We start from the raw sequence: 20,183 nt of genomic DNA, 5'->3' as shown, positions 1-20,183 counted from the left end.
CAATGTCCATCCATGGTTTTTCCAAGCCTTTGACACGGACTGTCCACACCCTTCTGGCCGCCGGCCTCGCTGCGGGGTCATGGCCCACCCTGGCGCAGGACGAAGCGCCCACGCACCTGGAAACGCTCGAGATATCCGCGACCGCGCTCAAAGTTGAGGCGCCCCTGGTCGAGACCCCCCGTCCGGCCTCGGTGGTCACCGAAGACGAACTGCGCGAACGCAACGTGCAGGCCCTGGACGAAACGTTCCGGTACCGGGCCGGGGTCCTGAGCGGCCACTACGGCTCCGACAACGACACCGACTGGTTCAAAGTGCGGGGCTTCGACCAAGCCACCTACCAGGACGGCCTCAGAATCTACCGGGAAGGTTTCTACCAGTGGTTGCCGGAAACCTACGGCCTGGAGCGGGTGGAACTGCTGAAGGGGCCGGCCTCCATTCTCTATGGCGAAGCCCCTCCGGGCGGCATCATCAACGCCATCAGCAAGCGCCCCACCGACACCGCCCAGGGTGAAATCCAGGTGCAGCTGGGCACCAACGATCATCGCCAGGTGGCTCTGGACACCTCCGGCCCGGTCACCGGCAGCGACAGCCTCAGCTACCGGCTGGTGGGCCTGTACCGCTTCGCCGAGGGCGACATCGACTTCACCGAGAATGAACGCTACTACGTGGCGCCAAGTCTGACCTGGGACCTCTCCGAGGACACCTCGCTCACCCTTCTGACCAGCTTCCAGAAGGACGACGCGGTTCCCTACAACGGCTTCAAACTGCCCTACGGGACGGTCCAGGACACACCCTACGGCAAGGTCGATCCGTCCACCAACTACAGCGAGCCGAGCTACGACACCAACGAGCGCACCCAGTCGTCCATCGGCTACAGCCTGTCCCATCGCCTCGACGACACCTGGAAATTCCAGCAGGACGTACGCTACAGCACGCTCGACCTGCTGCTGCGAAGCAGTTACATCCTGTACCAAACCGGCCCCCGGGAGGGTGCCCGCGGGCTGACCTATCGTGACGGCACGCTCGACAGCTGGACCGTCGACAACCGGATGGTCGGCACTTGGTTCACCGACCGTACCGAGAACACCCTGCTGATCGGCGTCGACTACCAGGATCTGGAGAACAAGGGACTGGAGGGCAACGACTACGCCTTCGGCGATCCCATCGACCTGTTCGACCCGGTCTACGGCAACTTCACCCCGCTGAGCCGTGACGACCTGTTCCGGCGCACCATCACCAAGGAACAGACCGGCCTGTATCTGCAGAACCAGCTCCGGCTGGACGATCACTGGGTGTTCCTGGCCGGCGTCCGGTACGACCAGGCGAAAACCGACAACCGGGACCATGGCACCGGCGAGCGCCAGCGCGCCGACGACGACCACGTGTCCTTCTCCGGCGGCGTCATGTACCTGGCCGACAACGGTCTGTCCCCCTATGTGTCCTGGAGCGACTCGTTCCAGCCGATCGCGGGCACCGACAGCAACGGCAACCTGTACGAGCCGCGGGTCGGACAACAGCTGGAATTCGGTGTGAAATACGCGCCGAACGATCTGGACGGCTATGTCACCGCCTCGGTCTACAACATCAAGGAAGAGAACTCCCTGGTGACCTCCCCCGGCGGCTACCAGGTTCAGGAAGGTCTGCGGGAAACCCAGGGCTTCGAGCTGGAGACGGTGGCGTATCTGACCGACCGGCTGCAGCTGAACGCCGCCTACACCTACAACGACGCCATCTCCGACAACCGCTCCGACGACGAACCGGAAACCCCGGCAGCGCTGATTCCCCGGCACATGGCTTCGGCCTGGCTTGACTACGCCTTCGGAGAGAGGGTCCCCGGCCTGAAAGTCGGCGGCGGCGTCCGCTATGTCGGCGGTACCCGGGACGGCACCATCGAGATTCCCTCGTACACCGTCATGGATCTGATGGCCCAGTACGACTTCATGCGCCACTGGCAGGCCCGGATCAACGTCACCAACCTGGCCGACCGCGAGTACGTCGCCAGCTGTGACTACTGGTGCTACTACGGCGAGGCCCGCAGCGTGGTGGGCACGCTCAGCTACCGCTGGTAAGCGGCCTGCCCCGGAGCACGCGCGATGGAGCCCAGCCGGCAGCCCCAGTGGGCCCGGATTGAACGGGTCCTCAACTACATCCATCTGAATCTGGACAAGCCCCTGGCGGTGTCCAGCCTGGCCCGGATCGGGGGCTGGTCGCGCTGGCAGTTCAATCGCGTGTTCTCCGGGCAGACCGGCTGCTCGGTCGGGCGCTACGTGCGTGAGCTTCGGCTGAGCCTGGCGGCGGAGATGCTGCTCTTCACCGACCAGCGGATCATCGACATCGGTCTGGCCTGCGGCTTCGGCTCGGACATCAGTTTCTGCCGCAGCTTCAAGCAGCACTTCGGCTGCTCGCCGGCGAAATACCGGCAACGGGGCCTGCCCTGCCTGCTGAAAACACCCCTGTGCCTTGACCCGGACCACCTGCCTCCGGCCTCGGTCAAGGCCCGGATACCCGACATTCGCCTGGATTCCCGCCCCGGCTTCACCGTCACCGGCGTGGCCGGCCGGGTCCACGGCCTGTTCTCACCCTGCCCCGACTTCCGGACCCGGGTGCCCAGCCTGTGGCACCGGCTCGCCCGGCAGGTGGCGCTGCCCGACGACCGGCCCAGGATCGGTGTGCTCGACCTGTCCAGCGGTCCCAGCCCGGCGTTCACCTACCTGGCCGGCCTGGCCACGGAGCCGGAGCCCCTGGGCGGGCGACTGAACACCCTGCAGGTGCCCGCCCAGAATTACGTGGTCCTGTCCTTCCGGGGCCCCATCACCTCCCTCGCCGATATCCTGACCTGGTTTTTCCAGGCCTGGCTGCCCCATGCCGGCTGCCAAGCGGTCTACGGCTACGATCTGGAAGTCTATCCCCCCGGCTTCGACCCGGCGGCGCCCGAGGTGTCGATGGAATACTGGGTGCCGGTCAAACTGGTCGAGCCATTGATTGCCCGCCATGCACCAAACGGTTAAGTCCCGTTTTTCAGGGTCAATATAATGGGAATGATTCGCAATTAACTCGCACACGCGATACCCCCCATTGGCTTCACAGAACGGGACCACGACATGTACCGACACATCACCCGGCAACCGCTGCTGATCCTCGCCATCAGCGCGGCCCTCGGTCAAACCGCCCAGGCCGGCACCGACGATCCGATCGAGCTGCAGGAGCTGGCCGTCTACGACGACACCTACCGCAATACCGCCACCAAAACCGCCCTGGCCCCGGAGGACACCCCCCAGAGCCTGACCGTACTGGACCGCCAGGCTCTGGAGATGCGGGATGCCGACTCCGTCGCTGCGGCGCTGCGCTATGCCCCCGGCGTCAACACCGAGCTGCGGGGCGGCGCCGTCGGCCGCCTGGATCTGTTCAGCATTCGGGGCTTCATCAACTACCAGAACTACTACGACGGCCTGCCCCTGCTGTACAACGACTGGAACCTGCAGCCGCAGATCGACCTGCTGGCGGTGGCGCAGGTGGAGGTGTTCCGCGGGCCGACCTCAACGCTCTACGGTTCCATGCCCCCGGGCGGGATGATCAACCTGATCGGCAAGCGCCCCGCCACCGAGAGCGAGCATCGGATCGAGCTGGCCACCGGTTCCCGCAACCTGGCCGAGGCCAACATCGAAAGCCGGGGCCGGCTGGGTGATTCCGACCTCTCCTACAGCCTGGTGGGGCTGACCCGAAGCCGTGACGGCCAGGCCGAAACCTCGGAAGAAGAACGGCACATGATCGCGCCGTCCGTGGACTGGCAGGTGAGTGAAGACACACGCATCAACGTCAACCTGTACTACCAGAAGGATCCGGAAGGGGGCATCTACACCTCCCTGCCCGCCTCCGGCCTGTTCCTGCCCAACCCCAACGGCAAGCTGGACCCGGATGCCTTCTCCGGGGACGCCGGCTGGAACGACTTCGACAAGGAAGTCCTGATGGCCGGCTACAAGATCAACCACAACATCAACGACAACTGGAATTTCCTACAGAACGTCCGCTACACCGACGCCAGCCTGTTCCAGACCAACACCTACGGCACCGGCCTGGAGGCCGACGGCAGAACCCTGAACCGGGAGGCGTACCTCACCGACGAAGCCACCACCGGCTTCAGCGTGGACAACCAGTTCTCCGGTCGCTTCCAGATCGGCCGGGCCAGGCACAACCTGCTGATGGGCGTGGACTACAGCGATCTGGATTCGGATGTCATCTACGAGGACACCTCCTACGGCAGCGGCGCCCCGGCCATCGATCTGTTTGATCCGGACTACCACCAGATCAGCCGGGACACCATCGACATCACCGATACCGTCTACTCCTCCGATTTCAACATCCGCAAGAAACAGCTGGGCGTGTACCTGCAGGATCAGATCGAACTGGGCCGGTTCGTGATCATCGGCGGCGTGCGCTGGGACGACTTTACCGGCGAGGAAACCGGCAAGAAGTACGGCGGCCCGGTCGACAGCAAGCTGGACCAGGACAACGTCTCGACCCGGGTGGGCATCATGTACCGGGCCGACAACGGCCTCTCACCCTACCTCAACTACGCCGAAAGCTTCGAGCCGCAGACCGGCAGCGACCGCAACGGCCGGGAGTTTGATCCCTCCACCGGGGACCAGTGGGAACTGGGGGTCAAGTTCCAGTCCGATCCGCTGCGCAGCCAGGGCACCCTCGCCTTCTACCAGATCACCAAGGAAAACGTGCCGACCCGCGACCCCAACGGCGGCCCGTACGACCAGATCCAGGCCGGCGCCGTCCGCTCTCAGGGGATCGAGCTGGAGGCGCAGGCACAGCCACTGGACAGCCTGCTCATGACCCTGAGCTACACCTTCCAGGACGTGGAAGTCACCAAGGACAACGCCGGCCTCAAGGGCAAGACACCGGTCTGGATGCCCGAACAGCTGCTGTCGCTGTGGGCGGATTACGGGTTCTACGGGGGTCCTCTCAACGGACTGGTCGCGGGCCTCGGGATTCGTTACATCGGCGAATCCGAGTACGACGCCAGCACCAACGACGGCTCGGTGCCGGATGTCACGCTGCTGGACATCGCCCTGCGTTATCCGCTGGGCCGGCTGGCCCCGACCCTCGACGGCACGGAGCTTGGCCTGTCGGTCAACAACCTGACCGACGAGCGCTACTTCAGCTGCTACGACAGCGCGAACTGTTGGTTCGGCGAGGAGCGGACTCTGGAGGCGTCCCTGTCCTACTCATTCTGAATGGCCGGGGCGGGCCGACCCGCCCCGCTGCTTGGCACAGTGGCTCGGCGTCATGCCGAACGCCCGCTTGAAGGCAGTGGCAAAGTTGGCGGCGCTGGTGTACCCGGCCCGCGCCGCCGCCTCCTCGACGCTGATGCCCTCGTGCATCAGGGCATGGCGGGCGCTTTCCAGGCGCCGCCGTCGCAGGTAACTGCCCAGGGATTCCCCCACCTCGTCGTGAAAGCGGCGCTGCAGCTGGCTGACACTCATGCCCAGCCGTTCCGCCAGCTGCCGCTGGGTCAGGGCATCGACCTCGCCACTGGCCACCAGTTGCCACAACCGTTGCAGCCGGGATGGGCGCGTCACCGGCGCCAAATGGCGGCTGGCCAGGGGCGAGCCAATCGACGCCAGGGCCTCGCCCAGCAGCGCCAAGGCCAGTCCCTCCAGCTGCAGCCGCCAAGCCGGTGTCGGTTGCGCCTCAAGGCCGTCGAACAACTGCTCCAGCGCCGACAGAATGAACGGGGACGGCTGCCAGAAGGCCCGGTCCAGATGCCGGTTGTGCAGGGCTTGGCTGGCCCGGGCCAGCCCCAGCCGGTCCTGCAGCCAACTTGGCGACAGCGTCATCGTCAGCGACCGCTCATAGCCGCACCGGTGGCCCCAACGCCGGAACGGCGCCGCCCGGTCCAGCGCCACCATAACCGCCGAGGGGCTGCCACCGCCATGCAACTGCAGCCGCCGGTGCCCAAAGGCGACCTCGGCACGGCCGCGCAGAAGCACGGCAATCTTGAGGCCGGGATTGAGTTCCGACTCGCTGGTCAGATCATACAGGTCCCGCACATCGGCCAGGCGCAGGAACAGGCCCGGCTGCAGCTCATGCAGCCGCATCCGCCCCTGCAACAGCGGCGACCGGTGGTCCCATTCCCGGGCACGCAACACGTGGTGCCGGGTCAATACCCGGGAGAGGTGGACCAGCTGCTGCTGGTCAATCTGTTGCGCCGGTTGGCGAGAGGACATCGCGAAGGACCCTGCCCGACTCTGGAATGATGCGGTTTTTGCAATGGGATTTGCGAAGGGAGCAAAGGCTTGCCCGCGCCCAGCCCCTTATAATGCGCAGCATCCGTCTTAATTGCAATGATTCTCATTACTAAAAAGGAGCTGTCGATGCGTAACCGCAAGGGCGTTCAATGGAAGCTCTGCGCACTGGCGCTGGGCGTGGCCTCGTCATCGCTGGCGCAGGCGCAGGAGGAACACCGGCTGGAAGCCATCACGGTGGAAGGCAACCGCCTCTATGACCTGCCATCGTCGGAACAGAGCGGCGGCTACGGCGTGGACGCCGCCACCGTGGGCACCAAGACACCGGCCTCGCTCAGGGACATTCCGCAGTCGATCACGGTACTGACCCATGACTATGTGCAGGACCGCCAGTTCGTCACCCTCGACCAAGCCGCCAAGTACACCCCGGGCATCCACACCCTGGCCAACGACGACGGCCGCTCCTCTATCTTTTCCCGGGGCTATGAATACAGCGAATACAACGTCGACGGCCTGCCGGCACCGATCTCCAGCCTCTGGGGCACACTGCCACTGACCGCCGCCTTCGACCGCATCGAAATCATGCGCGGTCCCTCCGGGCTGTTCAACAGCACCAGCGAACTGGGCGGCATCATCAACATGGTGCGCAAGCGTCCCACCGAAACCTTCCAGGGACACCTGGAAGGCCGGCTGGGCAGCGACGACCTGCGCTACCTGGAGGCCGACCTCGGCGGCACAATGGACGCCGACGGCGACGTCCGGGGCCGCGTGGTGGCCTCCGCCGCCGAGCAGGACAGCTTCGTCGACGTCAAGGAGAACCGCAACAGCACCCTGTACACGGCCCTGGACATCGACCTGGATCACGCCACCACCCTGGGCCTGGGCTGGCTGCACCAGACCAAGGACATGGTACCGGGCAACGGCCTGCCGGCGTATCAGGACGGCACGCTGGTGGACGTCAGTCCGTCCACCTTCATGGGCGCCGACTGGAACCGTTTCGAGAACGACATGGACGACGTCTTCCTGGACCTGACCCACCGCTTCGACAACGGCGGCTACGGCCGCCTGGCCGCCCGGGGCTCCTGGCGCGACACCGACCTGAAATACGCCTACACCGCCGCCGGCGTCGACGCCAACGGCGACACCTCCATGGCCGCCATCGCCCGCGTCTTCTCGGAAGAAGCCCTGGCACTGGATGCCAGCTACAGTCGCCCCTTCGCCTTCCTGAACGAAGTCAGCGAGTTCGTGGTCGGCGCCGATGCCAAGCGCTACGACACCGAATACGACGCTGGCGCCGCCCGGGGGTTCGCCACCAACAACGTATTCGACCCCAACCCCCACGGCATTCCGGAACCCGACATCGCCGCCAGCCAGAACAGCGACACCCGGGAGCGGGAACTCGGCACCTACGCCAAGCTGACCTTGCGCCCCTGGAGCGGCCTTGCCCTCATCGGCGGAGCCCGACTGAGCTGGTATCAGCTGGACAGCGACGTGACCAGCCTGAACAACGGCAGCAGCACCCGCGACCACACGTCGATCGCCGGTCGCGTCACCCCCTACGCCGGGCTGGTGCAGGACCTGGATCCGCACCACTCCCTGTACCTCAGCTATTCCGAGGTGTTCAAGCCGCAGACCGAAACCGGCGCCGACGGCGGCCTGCTCAAGCCGCGCCAAGGCAACCAGCTGGAACTGGGCGTCAAGGGCAGCTACCTGCGTGAGCGCCTCAACGCCCGCCTGACCCTGTTCCGCCTGACCGACGAAAACCGGGCCGCGACCCCGTTCGACGACGACGGCAACCCGATTTCCGAATACAAGGCCGCCAGCGGCAAGACCCGCATCCACGGTGCCGAAGTGGAAGTCAGCGGCGAACTTCAACCGGGCTGGGACCTGCTGGCCGGCTACACCTACATGGACACCAAGACCTTGGACGGCGACGAGGAAACCCTGTTCCAGATGATGCCCCGGCATCAAGCCATGGTGTGGACCCAATACCAACTGCCGGGCGCCTGGAACCAGTGGCACATGGGGGCGGGCGTGACCGCGATGAGCGACGTTTACCTAGAGCGGAGCGGCATTCGCGTCGAGGCCCCGGGCTATGCCGTGGTAGACGCCATGGTGCGCTACGACGTCAGCTCACACCTGACCGCCACCCTCAACGTCAACAACCTGTTCGACCGCGAGTACTATGCCCGCATCGGCTCCCCGGCCACCTTCAACTTCTACGGCGCGCCCGCCAGTGTCGTGGCAGGCCTGCGCTATGACTTCTGATATCTTCGGAGGTCCCCGTGCCTGACCTGCGCTCCCTGGGTCTGACCTTCCTGAGCGGGTGCCTGCTGCTGGGCAGCGGCGCCCTGCTTGCCGGCACCGGCAACCGGACCGATGCCCCGGCCACCCTGCCCGGTACCCAGGCCTTCGTACTGGCCTCGCCGGAAACCGGCCGGGACTACCTGATTCAGGTGGCGGTGCCGCGCCGCCAGCCACCGGCCGAGGGCTACCCCGTACTCTATGTGCTGGACGGCAACGCCCGCTTCGCCCTGACCCTGGCGGCCCGGGATACTCTGTTTTCCGGCAGCCCGGCGGACCTGCCCAGCCCCTGGCTGATTGTGGCCATCGGCTACCCCGGAGCCGACCGCTTCGACACCGATGCCCGGGCCGAGGACTACACGCCACCGGCGCAGCGCTTGGACGATACCGGCGACCCCAACAACAGCCCCCAGGGCGGCGCCGAACGTTTCCTGGCGTTTCTGGAGGCGCGCCTGAAACCGGCGATCGCTGACCGCTTCCCCATCGACGCCCGGCGCAGCGCCCTGCTCGGCCATTCCTACGGTGGCCTGTTCACCCTGTACACACTGCTCGAGCACCCCAGCGCCTTCCGCGACTACATCGCCATCAGCCCGTCGCTGTGGTGGAACCGTGGGTACCTGCTCGAACGTCTTACCCGGCTGGACCGGAACCTCGCAGGGCGACGGCTGCTGATCGGCGTTGGCGGCGAGGAACAGTCCCCCCGGCCCGGCGAACCCCCGGAAAAAAGCCGGCGCCGCCAAGCCAACGCCATGGTGGACAACGCCCGCGCCGCCGCCGACCACCTCCGCCGCAACGTACCCGGGCTATCCGTCCAGTTCATCTGTTTCCCTGGCGAGGACCACGGCACCGTGGTCTGGCCCGCCATGCGCGCCGCGCTGACACGGCTGCATGACGGGGAGGTGATGGCAGGGGGGGTGTGAGTGAGGTGAGTAGAGGTGTGGAGTTTCATCCACGCCGCTATACCGCCTTCAAGGAACTCCTATCGCCACCGAGACAACACCGATGCCGGCTGTCCTGTCTCCCGGCTCAGCGCATCCAGGCCTTCACCTCGCAGAAGCCTCAAAATCACTTCCTGCTTACGCTTTGCCGACCGACGTTTCACCGACTTCTCACTCATGGACACCTCCTGTCACTCTCTCTGCAACCAAATGTGTGTCCAATTTATTCGAGGGGCAACCCACAGCATGCTGTTGATGAGAAGCACCAGCTGATCGTCCACCATGAGTTGGCCCAAGCGGGCAGCGATAATCAGCAATTGAAGCCGATCGCACAAGATGCTCGTAACGTGTTGGCGGGCGACTTGGGGACCATCGTTGCCGATGCAGGCTATTCCAACGGCCGGCAGATCAGCGACCGTCAGTCCTGTGAGTATGACGTGGCCGTGCCATCGAATCGGGCCGTCAATAATCAGGGAACCGGCCAATACTTCCAGAAACGCGATTTCACTTACCTGCCCGAAGAAGACGCGTATCGCTGTCCTGCCGGGCAGTTACTGCCCCACAAGACCGTAAGCAACAGGGATCGGATGCCTCTGTATGCGCGTTCGGGCTGCAATCAGTGTCCGCTACAAACCCGGTGCACAAAGGCGGATCGACGCTGTGTCACACGCCACTTTGATGAAGAGGCTCTGGAGAGAGCCGACAACTCAGCCACACCAGAGCGGATGGTCCGCCGAATGGCCACCGTTGAGCCGACCTTCGCCACGCTCAAACGACTGCTAAACAAAAGGCGGTTTACCTGCTGGAGGCTGAGTGCTGCCAGTAGCGAGTACAGTCTGGGTGTTCTGAGTTATAACCTGATGAAAGCGACGAATGTGCTGGGTGTGAAGGGAATGCTGGAGAGACTGGCCTGAGTCTCCTCTCAGGGTTTCTGGAGCCTGAAACTATAAACCACCTCAAAGCAAACATGCCCCGGACACTGCCCGAGGCATCTTGCTTTCCCACTCAGAGGCTAGGAAATCGGTTTTTACACAGCCTCTCTTGGCCGGCTTTCCAGGTGACCCGGCCGCCACACGTCAGGGGCTGGCCATCCAGGGTGGCGGCCGGGTACGCGGCGGTCTGGCGCCCGGCGAGGGCCACGCTGCCTACCGGTACCCGCTGACGGGGCGTGTCCAGGCGGGGTAATCCAGCGCAGGATTCACCAGGCCCATAGACGCGAAGCCCGGCGCAAAGCCGAGGGCAAACACCCGGTAGCAGCCGGCGCTGTGGCGTTCGATCACCTCCGGCACCGACAGTCCGGAGTGAGCGGCCACTCGCGCCAGATCCGGCTCCACGCTATGGTCATACCAGGTGAGCAGCTCGTGGATCTCGCTGTCGGCCGCTCAGGGCAGACAGCCAGACGAGATTGGCTTCGTCGATGTCGTCGAACAGACGCACGATCCAGCCGTCCAGGCCGGCGGATTCAATGCGGGGGACTGGGGTATGGGCGGGGATGCCTGAGTGGCTGCCGGAGGTGGCGCTGGGCGTTTTCGGGGACGGCGTCCGTGAAGGCATGGCGTTCTCCTTGGCGATCCGAGCCACTCAGGGTTCCGGCTCGCGCGGGTGAATAGGAAGGTGGCCGCCGGCGCTTCGATAGCGCCACTGGCTCACTAGGAACAGCAGCAGGCTGACCAGAACCGACGCCAGCAGGGACGCCAGAAACGTGGCCATGGGCGGCAGCCAGTCCACCGTCCAGGCCAGCACCCCGGCGAAAGCCACCAGGCTCAGCATGCCTTTCTGGGCGATGCCCACCGTGGCCCGGGCGACGTCGGCGCCGTAGCGCTGGTGCAGGGTCCAGCCGATGGTGAACAAGCCCACCGGAAAGCCCACCAATATACCGGACAGCATGGGCCCGGAACCGGCCGCCACGGTGGTGGCCACCGCCACCACCACGCCCGCCAGCAGGCCCCGCAGAACCAGATCAAACCAGCCGGCGCGGGCCACCACCACGCTCTGGCGCAACCGCAGGGCCCAGCGGATCGTTTCGGCCGCCAGCAGCGCGGCGGCATACACCAGTAGCGCCACCGTCACGCCGCCCGGCAGCAGGGACAGGCCCAGTGCCAGCGGCAACCAGCAGGCGCTGGCCAAGACCAGGCTGGCGGCCAGGCCAAAACGCCCCGTGGCCACAATAAAGCAGGCGCTGAACGCCAGCGTGGCCACCAGCGCGTGCAGGGTGGCCAGCGCCGCCTCCTGCAAAAACGGCACGGACCGTTCCTGCAGCATGAAGTAATACCCTGGCCCCAGGATAATGGGCGTGCCCGCCAGTATTCCCCCGAGGCGCGGTCCCAGCCGGCCCACCGCCAGGGACACCCCGATAACCACCAGCGCGGTGGCCACCAGTTTGGTGACCAGGACACTCAGCATGCGGGTCTCAACGCCGGTCGGACGGCCCGTTGAAGGGCATCACGCCGACGCGTCCAGGGCCTGCAGCGCTTCCCGGATGGCCCGCACGGCGGCAATGAATTCCTCGTTGTCGCCGTGCACACACAGGGCCTGGGCGCTGAGGATCAGATCGCTGCCGTCGCTGGCGGTGAGGGGGTCACCCCGGGCGATGCGCACGGCCTGGTCGACGATGATCTTCGCTTCGTGGTGCACGGCGCCCAGCTCCCGCCGGGACACCAGGCGGCCGTCCTTGTCGTAGGCCCGGTCGGCAAACGCCTCGTACCAGAGAGTAACGCCCACCTTGTCAGCGATGCCCTGCTCCCTGGAGGTGTCCCGGGCGGCCATGGTCATCAACGGCAGGGACGGATCAAACGCTTTCACCGCCCGGGCCGCCGCCTCGAACAGCGCCGGGGCCCGGGCCATGTCGTTGTACAGGGCGCCGCGGGGTTTCACGTAGTGCAGGCGGGTGCCCTCGGCGGCGCAGATGCCCGCCAGTGCGCCCATCTGTAAAGCATGAGGTCTTCCACCTCCACAGGCGAGCAGGCCAGTGACCGCCGGCCAAAACCCACCAGATCCGGGTAGGCGGGATGGGCGCCCAGGCGCACCTGGTTTTTTCACCGCCAGACGCACGGTGCGGCGCATCACGTGGGGGTCGGAGGCGTGGAAGCCACAGGCCTCTTTGGCCAGGTCGATCCAGGGCATCACCTGCTCGTCGAGCCCCATCACCCAGGGGCCGAAGCTCTCGCCCATGTCGGCGTTCATCATCAGCGACGGCATGTTGATTCTCCCGATAGGTTGTCGGCGCCGGCCGCCCGTGCGGCCCGGCACCTCAGAAAATGTTGGACCGCTCATACTGGGGCGGCCAGGCCATGTTCTGGGCCTTCAGCGTTGCCGCGGCCTGCAGTGGCCAGGCCGGGTCCGCCAGCAGGGCGCGGCCCAGGATCACCAGGTCCGCTTGGCCGTCCGCCTTCAGACGCTGGGCTAGGCGCACGGTGTCGGCGGTGGTCCATCCGCCCTCAGCCGGCGTCAGCGGACGGGAGCCTTTCTAGGGCCGGCCCAACAGGTGCAGGTTCGGGTCCCGCCGCAGGATACGGCGGCCGTCTTCACCGCCGGAGCGGGAATCGGTGGCGGTGCCGGGGTTACGGCCAGACATGATCAGCGGTCTCCAGGGGCGGCCGATCCAGCCGCGCCCATCAGCGGTTCCAGGCTGCGCGCCAGGGCCAGCAGGCGGTGGTCGTGGCCGTTACGGCCCACCAGCATCAGCCCCGTGGGCAATCCACCCGGCTCATGGTTAGGCAGGGAAATCGCACACAGGTCCAGCAGGTTGGCGACCGTGGGGTTGCGCAGCACCAGCAGATTCAACCGGGTGTAGGCGTCGTCGTCGGCCAGTTCCGCGAAGGTGGGCGGCTCCACCGCCACGGTCGGCGCCAGCAGACCATCATACGACGCCAGCCACCGATCGGCCTCTGCCGCCCGCACCCGGCGACGCTCCAGCAGATTCAGATAGTCGGCGGCGGTGATGTCCGCGCCCCGGACGATGCGCGAGCGCACCCGGGGATCGTAATCGTCGCCGTGGTCCGCCAGCCACTGGCGGTGCACGTAGTAGCTTTCGGCGGCGGTAAAACCACCGCCGGCGAGCAGTTCCGGAAGGCTATCCAGCACCGGCACCCGGACTTCCTCCACCACGGCGCCGGCGTCCCGCAGCCGACGCAGGCTGGCGTCGAAGCGCAGGGCCACCAGCGGCGATAGATCGCTCATCATGTGATTGATCGGCACCGCGAACCGGCGTCCCCGGAGCGGCAGGGCCGTCGTCAGGGCACGCTCTTCGCCGGCGAGCACCGCGTCCAGGCGATCGCAACAATCCACCGTGCGGGCAATGGGCCCAATGGAATCCAGGCTGTCGGACAGCGGCAGGGTGCCATCCCGGGGAATCCGTCGCTGGCTTGGCTTGAAACCCACCAGTCCATTTAAGGCCGCCGGAATACGCACCGAGCCACCGGTGTCGGTGCCAATGCCGGCCACGGATAGGCCCAGGGCCACCGCCACCGCCGCGCCGGTGGACGAACCACCGGGAATACGGCCCGGCGCCAGCGGGTTGTCCGGAGTGCCGTAATGGGGGTTCAGGCCGAGGCCGGAATAGGCGAACTCGGTCATGTTGGTGTGGCCGGTGAGCACCGCGCCCGCCCGGCGCAGGCGCTGGACGATCACCGCGTCCGAGGTCGCGGGCGCCATCCAGCCTTTGGAGCCGGCGTGGGTCACCTGCCCGGCCACATCGAACAGGGCCTTGAGATTGATCGGCAAGCCGGACAGCGGCGCCATGGGCACCCCGGCCTTGCGGAGGCCGTCGGCGGCTTCGGCCTCAGCGCGAGCCGTGGCCTCGAATCGGGCGGTGTAGACCTGGTTGCCCCGGTCATCGTGACGATCAGCGTTACCATAGCAGGCGCTGAGCAGGTCTTCCGCCTGCCACCGACCGGATTCCAGACCCGATAACAAGGAGGACAGGGGCCGCCGGGCAACGTCCCGGATCAGATCGTGGACACTCATGAGACCACCGGCAGGGTGTCAATTTCATAGCGATGACTGAGGCGCCGGTTGCGCACCGGATCGATCAGGGACACGGTCAGCGCCTCGGCCGGGCGAACGTGGCCGCTGATCACCGGCAGGGTGCCGCAGAGCATGGCCACGCCCGGGGCCAGCCGGGGCTCGTCCAGGCCAAACCGGGCCAGCAGATCCCGGGGGTGCAGCAGGCCGGTCACGCCACCCCGCTGGTAGGCCTGTTCCTGGCCGTCGATGAGGGCATCCGAGGCCAAGGTGAGCTGGTCCCAGTGGTCGATTACGTCGTCCAGCCACCAAGCCGCCTGGCTCACCGGCTTGGCGCAGACCTGCTTGGAGTGGGCGACAGACCAGGCCTCGGCTTCCCGGTCGGTGTGGTCGGAGCCGATGGCCACCAGCGTGCCCTGGTCGGTACCAATCAGCACCACTTCCACTTCGCCGCTGGATTCGTTGCCCAGCACCTGGATGCGCCCGGCCTGGGTCAGCAGGTCCGCCGAGACGCGGTAGAACAGGGGCGTCGACGAGGGCGGCTTGACCCCCAGCGCCCGCAGCTCCTCGATGTGCTCGTCAATGCCGGCCTGCTCCCGGCCGGCCCAGCCGGCCACAATCAGCTCCCGCACGGTCACGTCTACGGCGGTGCCGGTGTCATCGAGGGTAAAGCGCGTCATTGTTGGTCTCCAGGCAGTGTTATTCAGTGTTAACAGGGCGCCCCGCCCGATCGACGGGGCGCGTCAATTAATTAGCCCAGCAACCCGGGCAGGTACAGGGCGATGGTCGGAAACAGCACCAGCAGCAACGCCATGATCAGCATCATGCCCACGTAGGGCATAGCCCCGATCATCACGTCGTTAAACGGTCCGCTCTTGCGGACGCCCTGCACCACGTACAGGTTCAGCCCCACCGGCGGCGTGATCAGCGCCATCTCGATCAGCAGGATCAGCAGGATGCCGAACCAGACCGGGTCGAAGCCCAGGCTGATGATGATGGGCGTCACAATGGGGATGGTGATCACCATCAACGACAGGGTCTCAATGAAGAAACCCAGTACGATGTACATGACGATGATTAGTAGCAGCGTCAGGTACGGTCCAAATCCGGCCTCCGCCAGGAAATGGTTGAGCTCCCGGGTGATACCGGTGGACGCCAGCACGAAGTTCAGGAAGTAGGACGCCATGATGATCAGCATGATCATGCCGGTGGTGCGCATGGTGCCCTCGAGGGCCTCGACGATCACGCTCCAGGACAGCTTGCCCATGCCGAGGGCGATGATCAGGGCGCCGATCACCCCCAGAGACGCGGCTTCGGTGGGCGTGGCCCAGCCGGCGTAGATGGAGCCGACCACAATGCCGAACAGGGTCAGCACCGGCACCAGGTTTTTCAGCCCGACAATCCGATCACGCCAGCTGTGATGGGTGCTCGGGCCGCCCAGGGAGGGCTTCCACAGGCACAGCAGGGCGCTGCCCAGTACGAACAGGCCCGCCAGCAGCAGCCCCGGCAGCAGGCCGGCGACGAACAGCTGGGGAATGGACGTTTCCGTCAGAAAGCCGTACACAATCAGGTTGATGGACGGCGGAATCATGATGCCCAGGGTGCCGCCGGCGGCGATGGAGCCGGTGAACAGCCGCGGGTTGTAACCCAGGTCCTTGCCCTGGGGAATGGCCACGGTGCCGATGGTGGCGGCGGTGGCCACGCTGGAGCCGGAGGTGGCGGAGAACAGGGTGGCGGTGGCGATGTTGGCGTGCAGCAGACCGCCGGGCAGCCAGGACAGCCAGCTCTCCAGGGACCGGTAGGTGCCCCGAGCAATGCCGGTGCGTACCAGGATTTCCCCCAGCAGGATGAACAGTGGAATCGCGACCAGAAGGAAGCTGTCCGAGGCGGACCAGAGCACGTCCCCCATGGCGTTGATCAGCGGGAACGGCGAGAAAAACTGATCCAGGAACAGGGCCAGCACCATCAGAGTGGCCGCCACCGGCACACTCAGCAGCAGCAGAACCAGCAGTACGGCAAGCGCGGTGAGTATCATCAGTCGGTGTCCTTGCTTTCTTCGCGGATCTGCTCGTCCAGGGTGAGGCTGCCTGCGACGGCCTGAACCTCGTCCAGGCGCCAGCTCAGCAGGCCGGTGAGCACCCGGACCGTCATCAGCACCACGGCAATGCTGAACCACAGCAGGCCCAGCACCCAGAGGCTCTGGGGAATCCATAGGGGCGTGGCCAGCGGGGTATTGGCGTGGGCATCGGCGCTGTAGGCGGCCTCGGCCACCTCCAGGGCGGCACCCACCACCAGCACGCAGAACAGGGCCTGCGCCAGCAGCGCCAGCAGGTCCAGCACCACGCGGGTGGCGCCGGGTAAATTCAGGTAGAGCGCATCAATTCGGATGTGCGCCTTGCGCACCAGGGTGTAGGCGAACGCCCAGCTCGAGCTGATCGCCATCACATAGCCGGTCAACTCGGTGGAATGCAGGCCGGAGCGGCCCAGGAACTGCCGGGACAGCACTTCCAGAGTAACCAGCACCACGGTCAGCAGGATCATCACACCGCCGGCGCGGGCGAGCCAGAGCGAGCCCCGGTCAACGCCGACCAGCAGCCGATCCAGCACGCGGTTCACTTGTTGCAGCATGTTCGCCTCCTGGCCGAACCGCGCAGGGCGGCCCAGTCAGCTTCGGTGGATCTTCCGGTTATTTGGATGCGGTCAGGCCGGTGACCTTACCGATGGTCTCGTTCCAGCGATCCACCCAGGTCTGGTCCACCCGCTGGGCCCAAGCCGGCAGCACGTCGTCCACCAGGTATTTGTGGACGTTCTTGAAGTCCTCGTCGGTGGCTTTCACCAGGGTCATGTTGCCCGGCTTGCCACGGGAGCACTCGCCGTTGCCGGTCAGGCAGGCGATGCCTTCCTTGGTTTCATCCACGGCGGAGGCCCAGACGGGATCTTCGTAATTGGTCTCGATCTGACGGGTCAGCCACGCCTTGGTGTCGGCGGACAGGCTGTCCCACTTCTTGTCGTTCATGGCGGTGATCACGTAGTCCCAGCCGCCCACCGGTAGCGGGTACAGATGGGTGGACACCTCGTGCCAGCCAGAGCTGTAACCGGACAGCGAGCCGGTGACCGCGCAATCGATAACGCCGCGCTGGAGGGCGCCCGGCACTTCACTGAAGTTCAGGGTGATGCCCTCGGCGCCGAGCGCCTCAAGGAACTCGGCGGTGGTACGGCCGCTGGCGCGGACTTTCTTCCCGGCCAGGTCGGCCAGGCCGCTGATCGGCTTGTTGCAGAACACCATCTGGGAGGGGTACGGCACCACCGCCAGCAGGTGGGCACCGTTGAAGCGCTGCTTGAACACGTCCGCCAGCACCGGCTTGTAGGCGTTGGCGACTTTACGGGCGGTGTCCACGTCCGGGGCCATCATGGGCATGTCCAGGCCTTCCAGCTCGGGCGCGTCCTCAACCGCGTAGTCGGCCACAGTGGAGGTCACCTCAATGACGTTCTTGGCCATCAGCCGATAGACTTCCCCGCCGCCCAGGCCCATCTGGTCAAAGGTGGTCACGGTGGTGGAGATCTTGCCGTCGGAGGCTTCAGGGATATGGGTTTCCCAGAACGGCTTCTCGAAGTTCTTATACAGGGACAGACTGCTCCAGCTGCCCACGTAGGACAGGCTGATGGCGTCCAGGTTCTCGGCGGCAGCTGGGAGCACCGCGGCCATCAGGCTCGCCGCCAGCACGGAAGCAAGGGTGGTTTTTGTCGTCATTGTGAGCGTCCTCTCGGTGGTTCCTGGGTCGTGTTCGGGTCGTTATTGACCGGTACCGCGTTTACAACAGTGCCACCTGGCTTTCCAGAATGTCGGTCACCAGCATGTGGCCCGGGCTGTGGGTAATGGCAAACCCCACACCGGCGTCCAGCAGGACCTGCTGGGACGTGACCCCGCAGGCCCAGAACACCGGCAGTTCATCGTCTGCCACGGTGACGGCATCGCCGTACTCCGGGGCGTCCAGCTGTTCAACTCCGATCAGGGACGGATCGCCCAGATGCACGGGTGCGCCATGGGCCTGGGGGAACCGGGTGGTGATCTGTACCGCGCGGATGGCGTCCGCCGCCCGGAACGGCCGCATGGAGACCACCATGGTGCCGCCGAAGCCACCAGCGGACACCAGCGGAATCGAGGTCCGGTACATGGGCACGTTACGGCCCTGGTCGATGTGGCGCACGGGCAGCCCGTACTGGCTGAGGGCGTGTTCAAAACTGAACGAGCAGCCCAGGGCAAAGGTCACCAGATCGTCCTGCCAGAGGTCAGACACATCATGCCGGGTGCCATCCAGGGCACCGTTGCGGTAAACCCGGTACTCGGGCACGTCGGTGGCAATATCCAGATCGCCTCCCAGCGGAGCACAGCTGCGTTCACCGGGCTCACCAACCGCCAGCAGAGGGCAGGGTTTGGGGTTCGCCTGGCAGAACCGCAGGAAGCCGGCCGCGTCCCGGGCCGGCAGAATCACCAGGTTCACTTGCACGTATCCCTTGGCCATGCCGGCCGTAGGCCCGGTGAGCGCACCGGTACGCGCCTGACGACGGACGGCGGCGGCCGCCGTGTCGATATCGGAGGCGAACGTCGAGGAACCTGCGGATTGAAACGTCATTACTGTTCTGCCTTTGGGTCTTTTCGTCAAGTTAAGGCAGAACCATTGATTAATTCAAATCGATATTTAGGATAGGAATTGATAAAAAAAACTGATCTCTACATGAAATCAGGTTCATCGCGCTTTACCGGGAAAGGCGCCTTTAATCTTCAGGAAGAAGTAGTCGCTATCCCGATATCCGTAGGCCATCCGCTTGATCACCTTGATGCGATTATTCACCCCTTCCAGCACACTCGTGTTGAGCCGGTAAACAGCGCTTGCCAGAATGCCAAGGAGATAGTCTCTCAGACGCTTGGCGAAGAGAATGAGGGGCTTGATTCCGCTCTCCATGGCCATGTGGTACCAATCCTCCCAACGCGCACGTGCGATGTCTTCACTGGGGGCATACCACAGTTCTTTCAGCGTCGCCTTTAGCAGATAGGTGGTGGTGAGAGGGGCATTGGCGGCCAGCAGCTCATCCAGCTTGATGCTCTGTTCCCCGGATAACTTGGCTCGGTTGCGCAACAACAACCAACGACTGCGCTTGATGACCTTTCGATCAGCCGGGCTTTCACGCAGCCGGGTAGCCTGATCGACCCGAACGCGATCAATCACCTCGCGGCCAAATTTGGCGACAACGTGGAACAGGTCGTAGACCACGCGTGCGTTGGGGCAGTGCTGCTGCACCTCCAGGTCCATGGCGGTATTCATGTCCATGGCGACCGCTTCGATCTGCCTGCAGACCTTTTTGCCCAGCCAGACAAAGACCAAGGCCTCCACATGGCGGATCATGGCCTGAGTAAGCCCGCGGCGTCCGGGTAGCCAACTGATCTGCTCGCGCCGGATACCGCACTGAGCGCAGTGCAGGCGACGCACGGGCACATCCAGCCACACCCTATGGTCGACAGGTTGCACTCCTGCACCCGGCGTCTGTTGACATCATGAACCCGCTGAACGGCTTGGCCGCAGCGACCACAACGGGGCACATGCGAAGGGCGAGACTTTAATCGAAGTAAAAGCGTGTTGGCGGTGGATACTTCGTAGCTTTCTAGCTCGAAGCCTTCCCAGAAGAGGCTCAGCAGATTAGCATCCATGGTGTCGGCAGTAGTTGG

17 protein-coding genes and 2 pseudogenes are annotated in these 20,183 nt (G+C 65.2%); 6 read left to right on the top strand and 13 right to left on the bottom strand.

The window, feature by feature from the left end:
- Positions 1 to 29: 29 nt before the first annotated feature.
- From BTO32_RS06090 to BTO32_RS06080, 3 genes are all read left to right on the top strand, one after another.
- Positions 30 to 2,069: a TonB-dependent siderophore receptor gene (locus tag BTO32_RS06090; protein ID WP_245820282.1), complete on the top strand. Its 2,040-nt coding sequence runs from the start codon at positions 30 to 32 to the stop codon at positions 2,067 to 2,069.
- A 24-nt stretch (positions 2,070 to 2,093) separates the two neighbouring features.
- Positions 2,094 to 3,008 (top strand): helix-turn-helix domain-containing protein, encoded by a 915-nt coding sequence (locus BTO32_RS06085; RefSeq protein WP_076723707.1) that lies wholly within the window; start codon positions 2,094 to 2,096, stop codon positions 3,006 to 3,008.
- A gap of 93 nt (positions 3,009 to 3,101) precedes the next feature.
- A complete protein-coding gene (locus BTO32_RS06080) occupies positions 3,102 to 5,243 on the top strand; it encodes a TonB-dependent siderophore receptor (RefSeq protein WP_076723705.1) in 2,142 nt (713 codons plus the stop codon).
- Here the strand turns inward: BTO32_RS06080 and BTO32_RS06075 are convergent.
- Positions 5,235 to 6,236, bottom strand: a complete 1,002-nt coding sequence (locus BTO32_RS06075; protein WP_076723702.1) for a helix-turn-helix transcriptional regulator — start codon at positions 6,234 to 6,236, stop codon at positions 5,235 to 5,237. The two genes, BTO32_RS06080 and BTO32_RS06075, sit on opposite strands and share 9 nt — an antisense overlap.
- Positions 6,237 to 6,383: 147 nt before the next feature.
- On the opposite strand from BTO32_RS06075, the gene BTO32_RS06070 reads away from it, so the two are divergent.
- From BTO32_RS06070 to BTO32_RS17695, 3 genes are read left to right on the top strand one after another with little or no spacing between them, the layout of a single operon-like run.
- Entirely contained in the window at positions 6,384 to 8,522 is a 2,139-nt protein-coding gene (locus tag BTO32_RS06070) for a TonB-dependent siderophore receptor (protein ID WP_217697002.1), read from the top strand.
- A 17-nt stretch (positions 8,523 to 8,539) separates the two neighbouring features.
- Positions 8,540 to 9,478, top strand: coding sequence for an alpha/beta hydrolase (locus BTO32_RS06065; protein WP_175618641.1), 939 nt, complete (start codon positions 8,540 to 8,542; stop codon positions 9,476 to 9,478).
- Between the two features lie 17 nt (positions 9,479 to 9,495).
- A complete protein-coding gene (locus tag BTO32_RS17695; RefSeq protein ID WP_139339028.1) occupies positions 9,496 to 10,410 on the top strand; it encodes a transposase in 915 nt (304 codons plus the stop codon).
- A gap of 91 nt (positions 10,411 to 10,501) precedes the next feature.
- Here the strand turns inward: BTO32_RS17695 and BTO32_RS18280 are convergent.
- The 12 genes and pseudogenes from BTO32_RS18280 to BTO32_RS05995 form a co-directional block, all read right to left on the bottom strand.
- Positions 10,502 to 10,830, bottom strand: a pseudogene (locus BTO32_RS18280) (carboxyltransferase domain-containing protein).
- A 7-nt stretch (positions 10,831 to 10,837) separates the two neighbouring features.
- Positions 10,838 to 11,050 carry a hypothetical protein gene (locus BTO32_RS18275; protein WP_139339027.1) on the bottom strand — a complete coding sequence of 71 codons (213 nt, stop codon included), beginning with the start codon at positions 11,048 to 11,050 and terminating at the stop codon, positions 10,838 to 10,840.
- Between the two features lie 27 nt (positions 11,051 to 11,077).
- Complete coding sequence (locus tag BTO32_RS06035; protein ID WP_076723688.1) at positions 11,078 to 11,899, bottom strand: hypothetical protein; 822 nt, start codon at positions 11,897 to 11,899, stop codon at positions 11,078 to 11,080.
- Between the two features lie 39 nt (positions 11,900 to 11,938).
- Positions 11,939 to 12,694 (bottom strand): 5-oxoprolinase subunit PxpA, encoded by a 756-nt coding sequence (locus BTO32_RS06030; protein WP_245820281.1) that lies wholly within the window; start codon positions 12,692 to 12,694, stop codon positions 11,939 to 11,941.
- A 52-nt stretch (positions 12,695 to 12,746) separates the two neighbouring features.
- Positions 12,747 to 12,908, bottom strand: a complete 162-nt coding sequence (locus BTO32_RS17690) for a hypothetical protein (RefSeq protein ID WP_175618640.1) — start codon at positions 12,906 to 12,908, stop codon at positions 12,747 to 12,749.
- A gap of 164 nt (positions 12,909 to 13,072) precedes the next feature.
- Positions 13,073 to 14,461 (bottom strand): amidase, encoded by a 1,389-nt coding sequence (locus BTO32_RS06025; RefSeq protein WP_076723686.1) that lies wholly within the window; start codon positions 14,459 to 14,461, stop codon positions 13,073 to 13,075.
- Positions 14,458 to 15,138 (bottom strand): DUF2848 domain-containing protein, encoded by a 681-nt coding sequence (locus BTO32_RS06020; RefSeq protein WP_076723683.1) that lies wholly within the window; start codon positions 15,136 to 15,138, stop codon positions 14,458 to 14,460. Before BTO32_RS06020 ends, BTO32_RS06025 begins: the two co-directional genes overlap by 4 nt.
- Before the next feature lie 71 nt (positions 15,139 to 15,209).
- A complete protein-coding gene (locus tag BTO32_RS06015) occupies positions 15,210 to 16,493 on the bottom strand; it encodes a TRAP transporter large permease (RefSeq protein WP_076723680.1) in 1,284 nt (427 codons plus the stop codon).
- Positions 16,493 to 17,086 (bottom strand): TRAP transporter small permease subunit, encoded by a 594-nt coding sequence (locus BTO32_RS06010; RefSeq protein WP_076723678.1) that lies wholly within the window; start codon positions 17,084 to 17,086, stop codon positions 16,493 to 16,495. The genes BTO32_RS06015 and BTO32_RS06010 overlap by 1 nt, the downstream gene beginning before the upstream one ends.
- 58 nt (positions 17,087 to 17,144) lie before the next feature.
- A complete protein-coding gene (locus tag BTO32_RS06005) occupies positions 17,145 to 18,209 on the bottom strand; it encodes a TRAP transporter substrate-binding protein (protein ID WP_076723675.1) in 1,065 nt (354 codons plus the stop codon).
- Positions 18,210 to 18,270: 61 nt separating this feature from the next.
- A complete protein-coding gene (locus BTO32_RS06000; RefSeq protein ID WP_076723673.1) occupies positions 18,271 to 19,092 on the bottom strand; it encodes a putative hydro-lyase in 822 nt (273 codons plus the stop codon).
- 114 nt (positions 19,093 to 19,206) lie between these two features.
- Positions 19,207 to 20,165: pseudogene (locus BTO32_RS05995) on the bottom strand (transposase).
- Between the last annotated feature and the right edge of the window lie 18 nt (positions 20,166 to 20,183).

It is taken from the genome of Marinobacter lutaoensis, assembly GCF_001981305.1.
GTDB lineage: Bacteria > Pseudomonadota > Gammaproteobacteria > Pseudomonadales > Oleiphilaceae > Marinobacter > Marinobacter lutaoensis.
Note: the sequence above shows the minus strand (reverse complement) of the source record. Positions and strands in the feature narration are given on the sequence as shown.

Coding starts and splice junctions, on each gene's coding strand:
- BTO32_RS06085 (WP_076723707.1), top strand. CDS start 2,094: ATGGAGCCCAGCCGGCAGCCCCAGTGGGCCCGGATTGAACGGGTCCTC.
- BTO32_RS06080 (WP_076723705.1), top strand. CDS start 3,102: ATGTACCGACACATCACCCGGCAACCGCTGCTGATCCTCGCCATCAGC.
- BTO32_RS06075 (WP_076723702.1), bottom strand. CDS start 6,236: ATGTCCTCTCGCCAACCGGCGCAACAGATTGACCAGCAGCAGCTGGTC.
- BTO32_RS06070 (WP_217697002.1), top strand. CDS start 6,384: ATGCGTAACCGCAAGGGCGTTCAATGGAAGCTCTGCGCACTGGCGCTG.
- BTO32_RS18275 (WP_139339027.1), bottom strand. CDS start 11,050: ATGCCTTCACGGACGCCGTCCCCGAAAACGCCCAGCGCCACCTCCGGC.
- BTO32_RS06035 (WP_076723688.1), bottom strand. CDS start 11,899: ATGCTGAGTGTCCTGGTCACCAAACTGGTGGCCACCGCGCTGGTGGTT.
- BTO32_RS06030 (WP_245820281.1), bottom strand. CDS start 12,694: ATGCCGTCGCTGATGATGAACGCCGACATGGGCGAGAGCTTCGGCCCC.
- BTO32_RS06025 (WP_076723686.1), bottom strand. CDS start 14,461: ATGAGTGTCCACGATCTGATCCGGGACGTTGCCCGGCGGCCCCTGTCC.
- BTO32_RS06020 (WP_076723683.1), bottom strand. CDS start 15,138: ATGACGCGCTTTACCCTCGATGACACCGGCACCGCCGTAGACGTGACC.
- BTO32_RS06015 (WP_076723680.1), bottom strand. CDS start 16,493: ATGATACTCACCGCGCTTGCCGTACTGCTGGTTCTGCTGCTGCTGAGT.
- BTO32_RS06010 (WP_076723678.1), bottom strand. CDS start 17,086: ATGCTGCAACAAGTGAACCGCGTGCTGGATCGGCTGCTGGTCGGCGTT.
- BTO32_RS06005 (WP_076723675.1), bottom strand. CDS start 18,209: ATGACGACAAAAACCACCCTTGCTTCCGTGCTGGCGGCGAGCCTGATG.
- BTO32_RS06000 (WP_076723673.1), bottom strand. CDS start 19,092: ATGACGTTTCAATCCGCAGGTTCCTCGACGTTCGCCTCCGATATCGAC.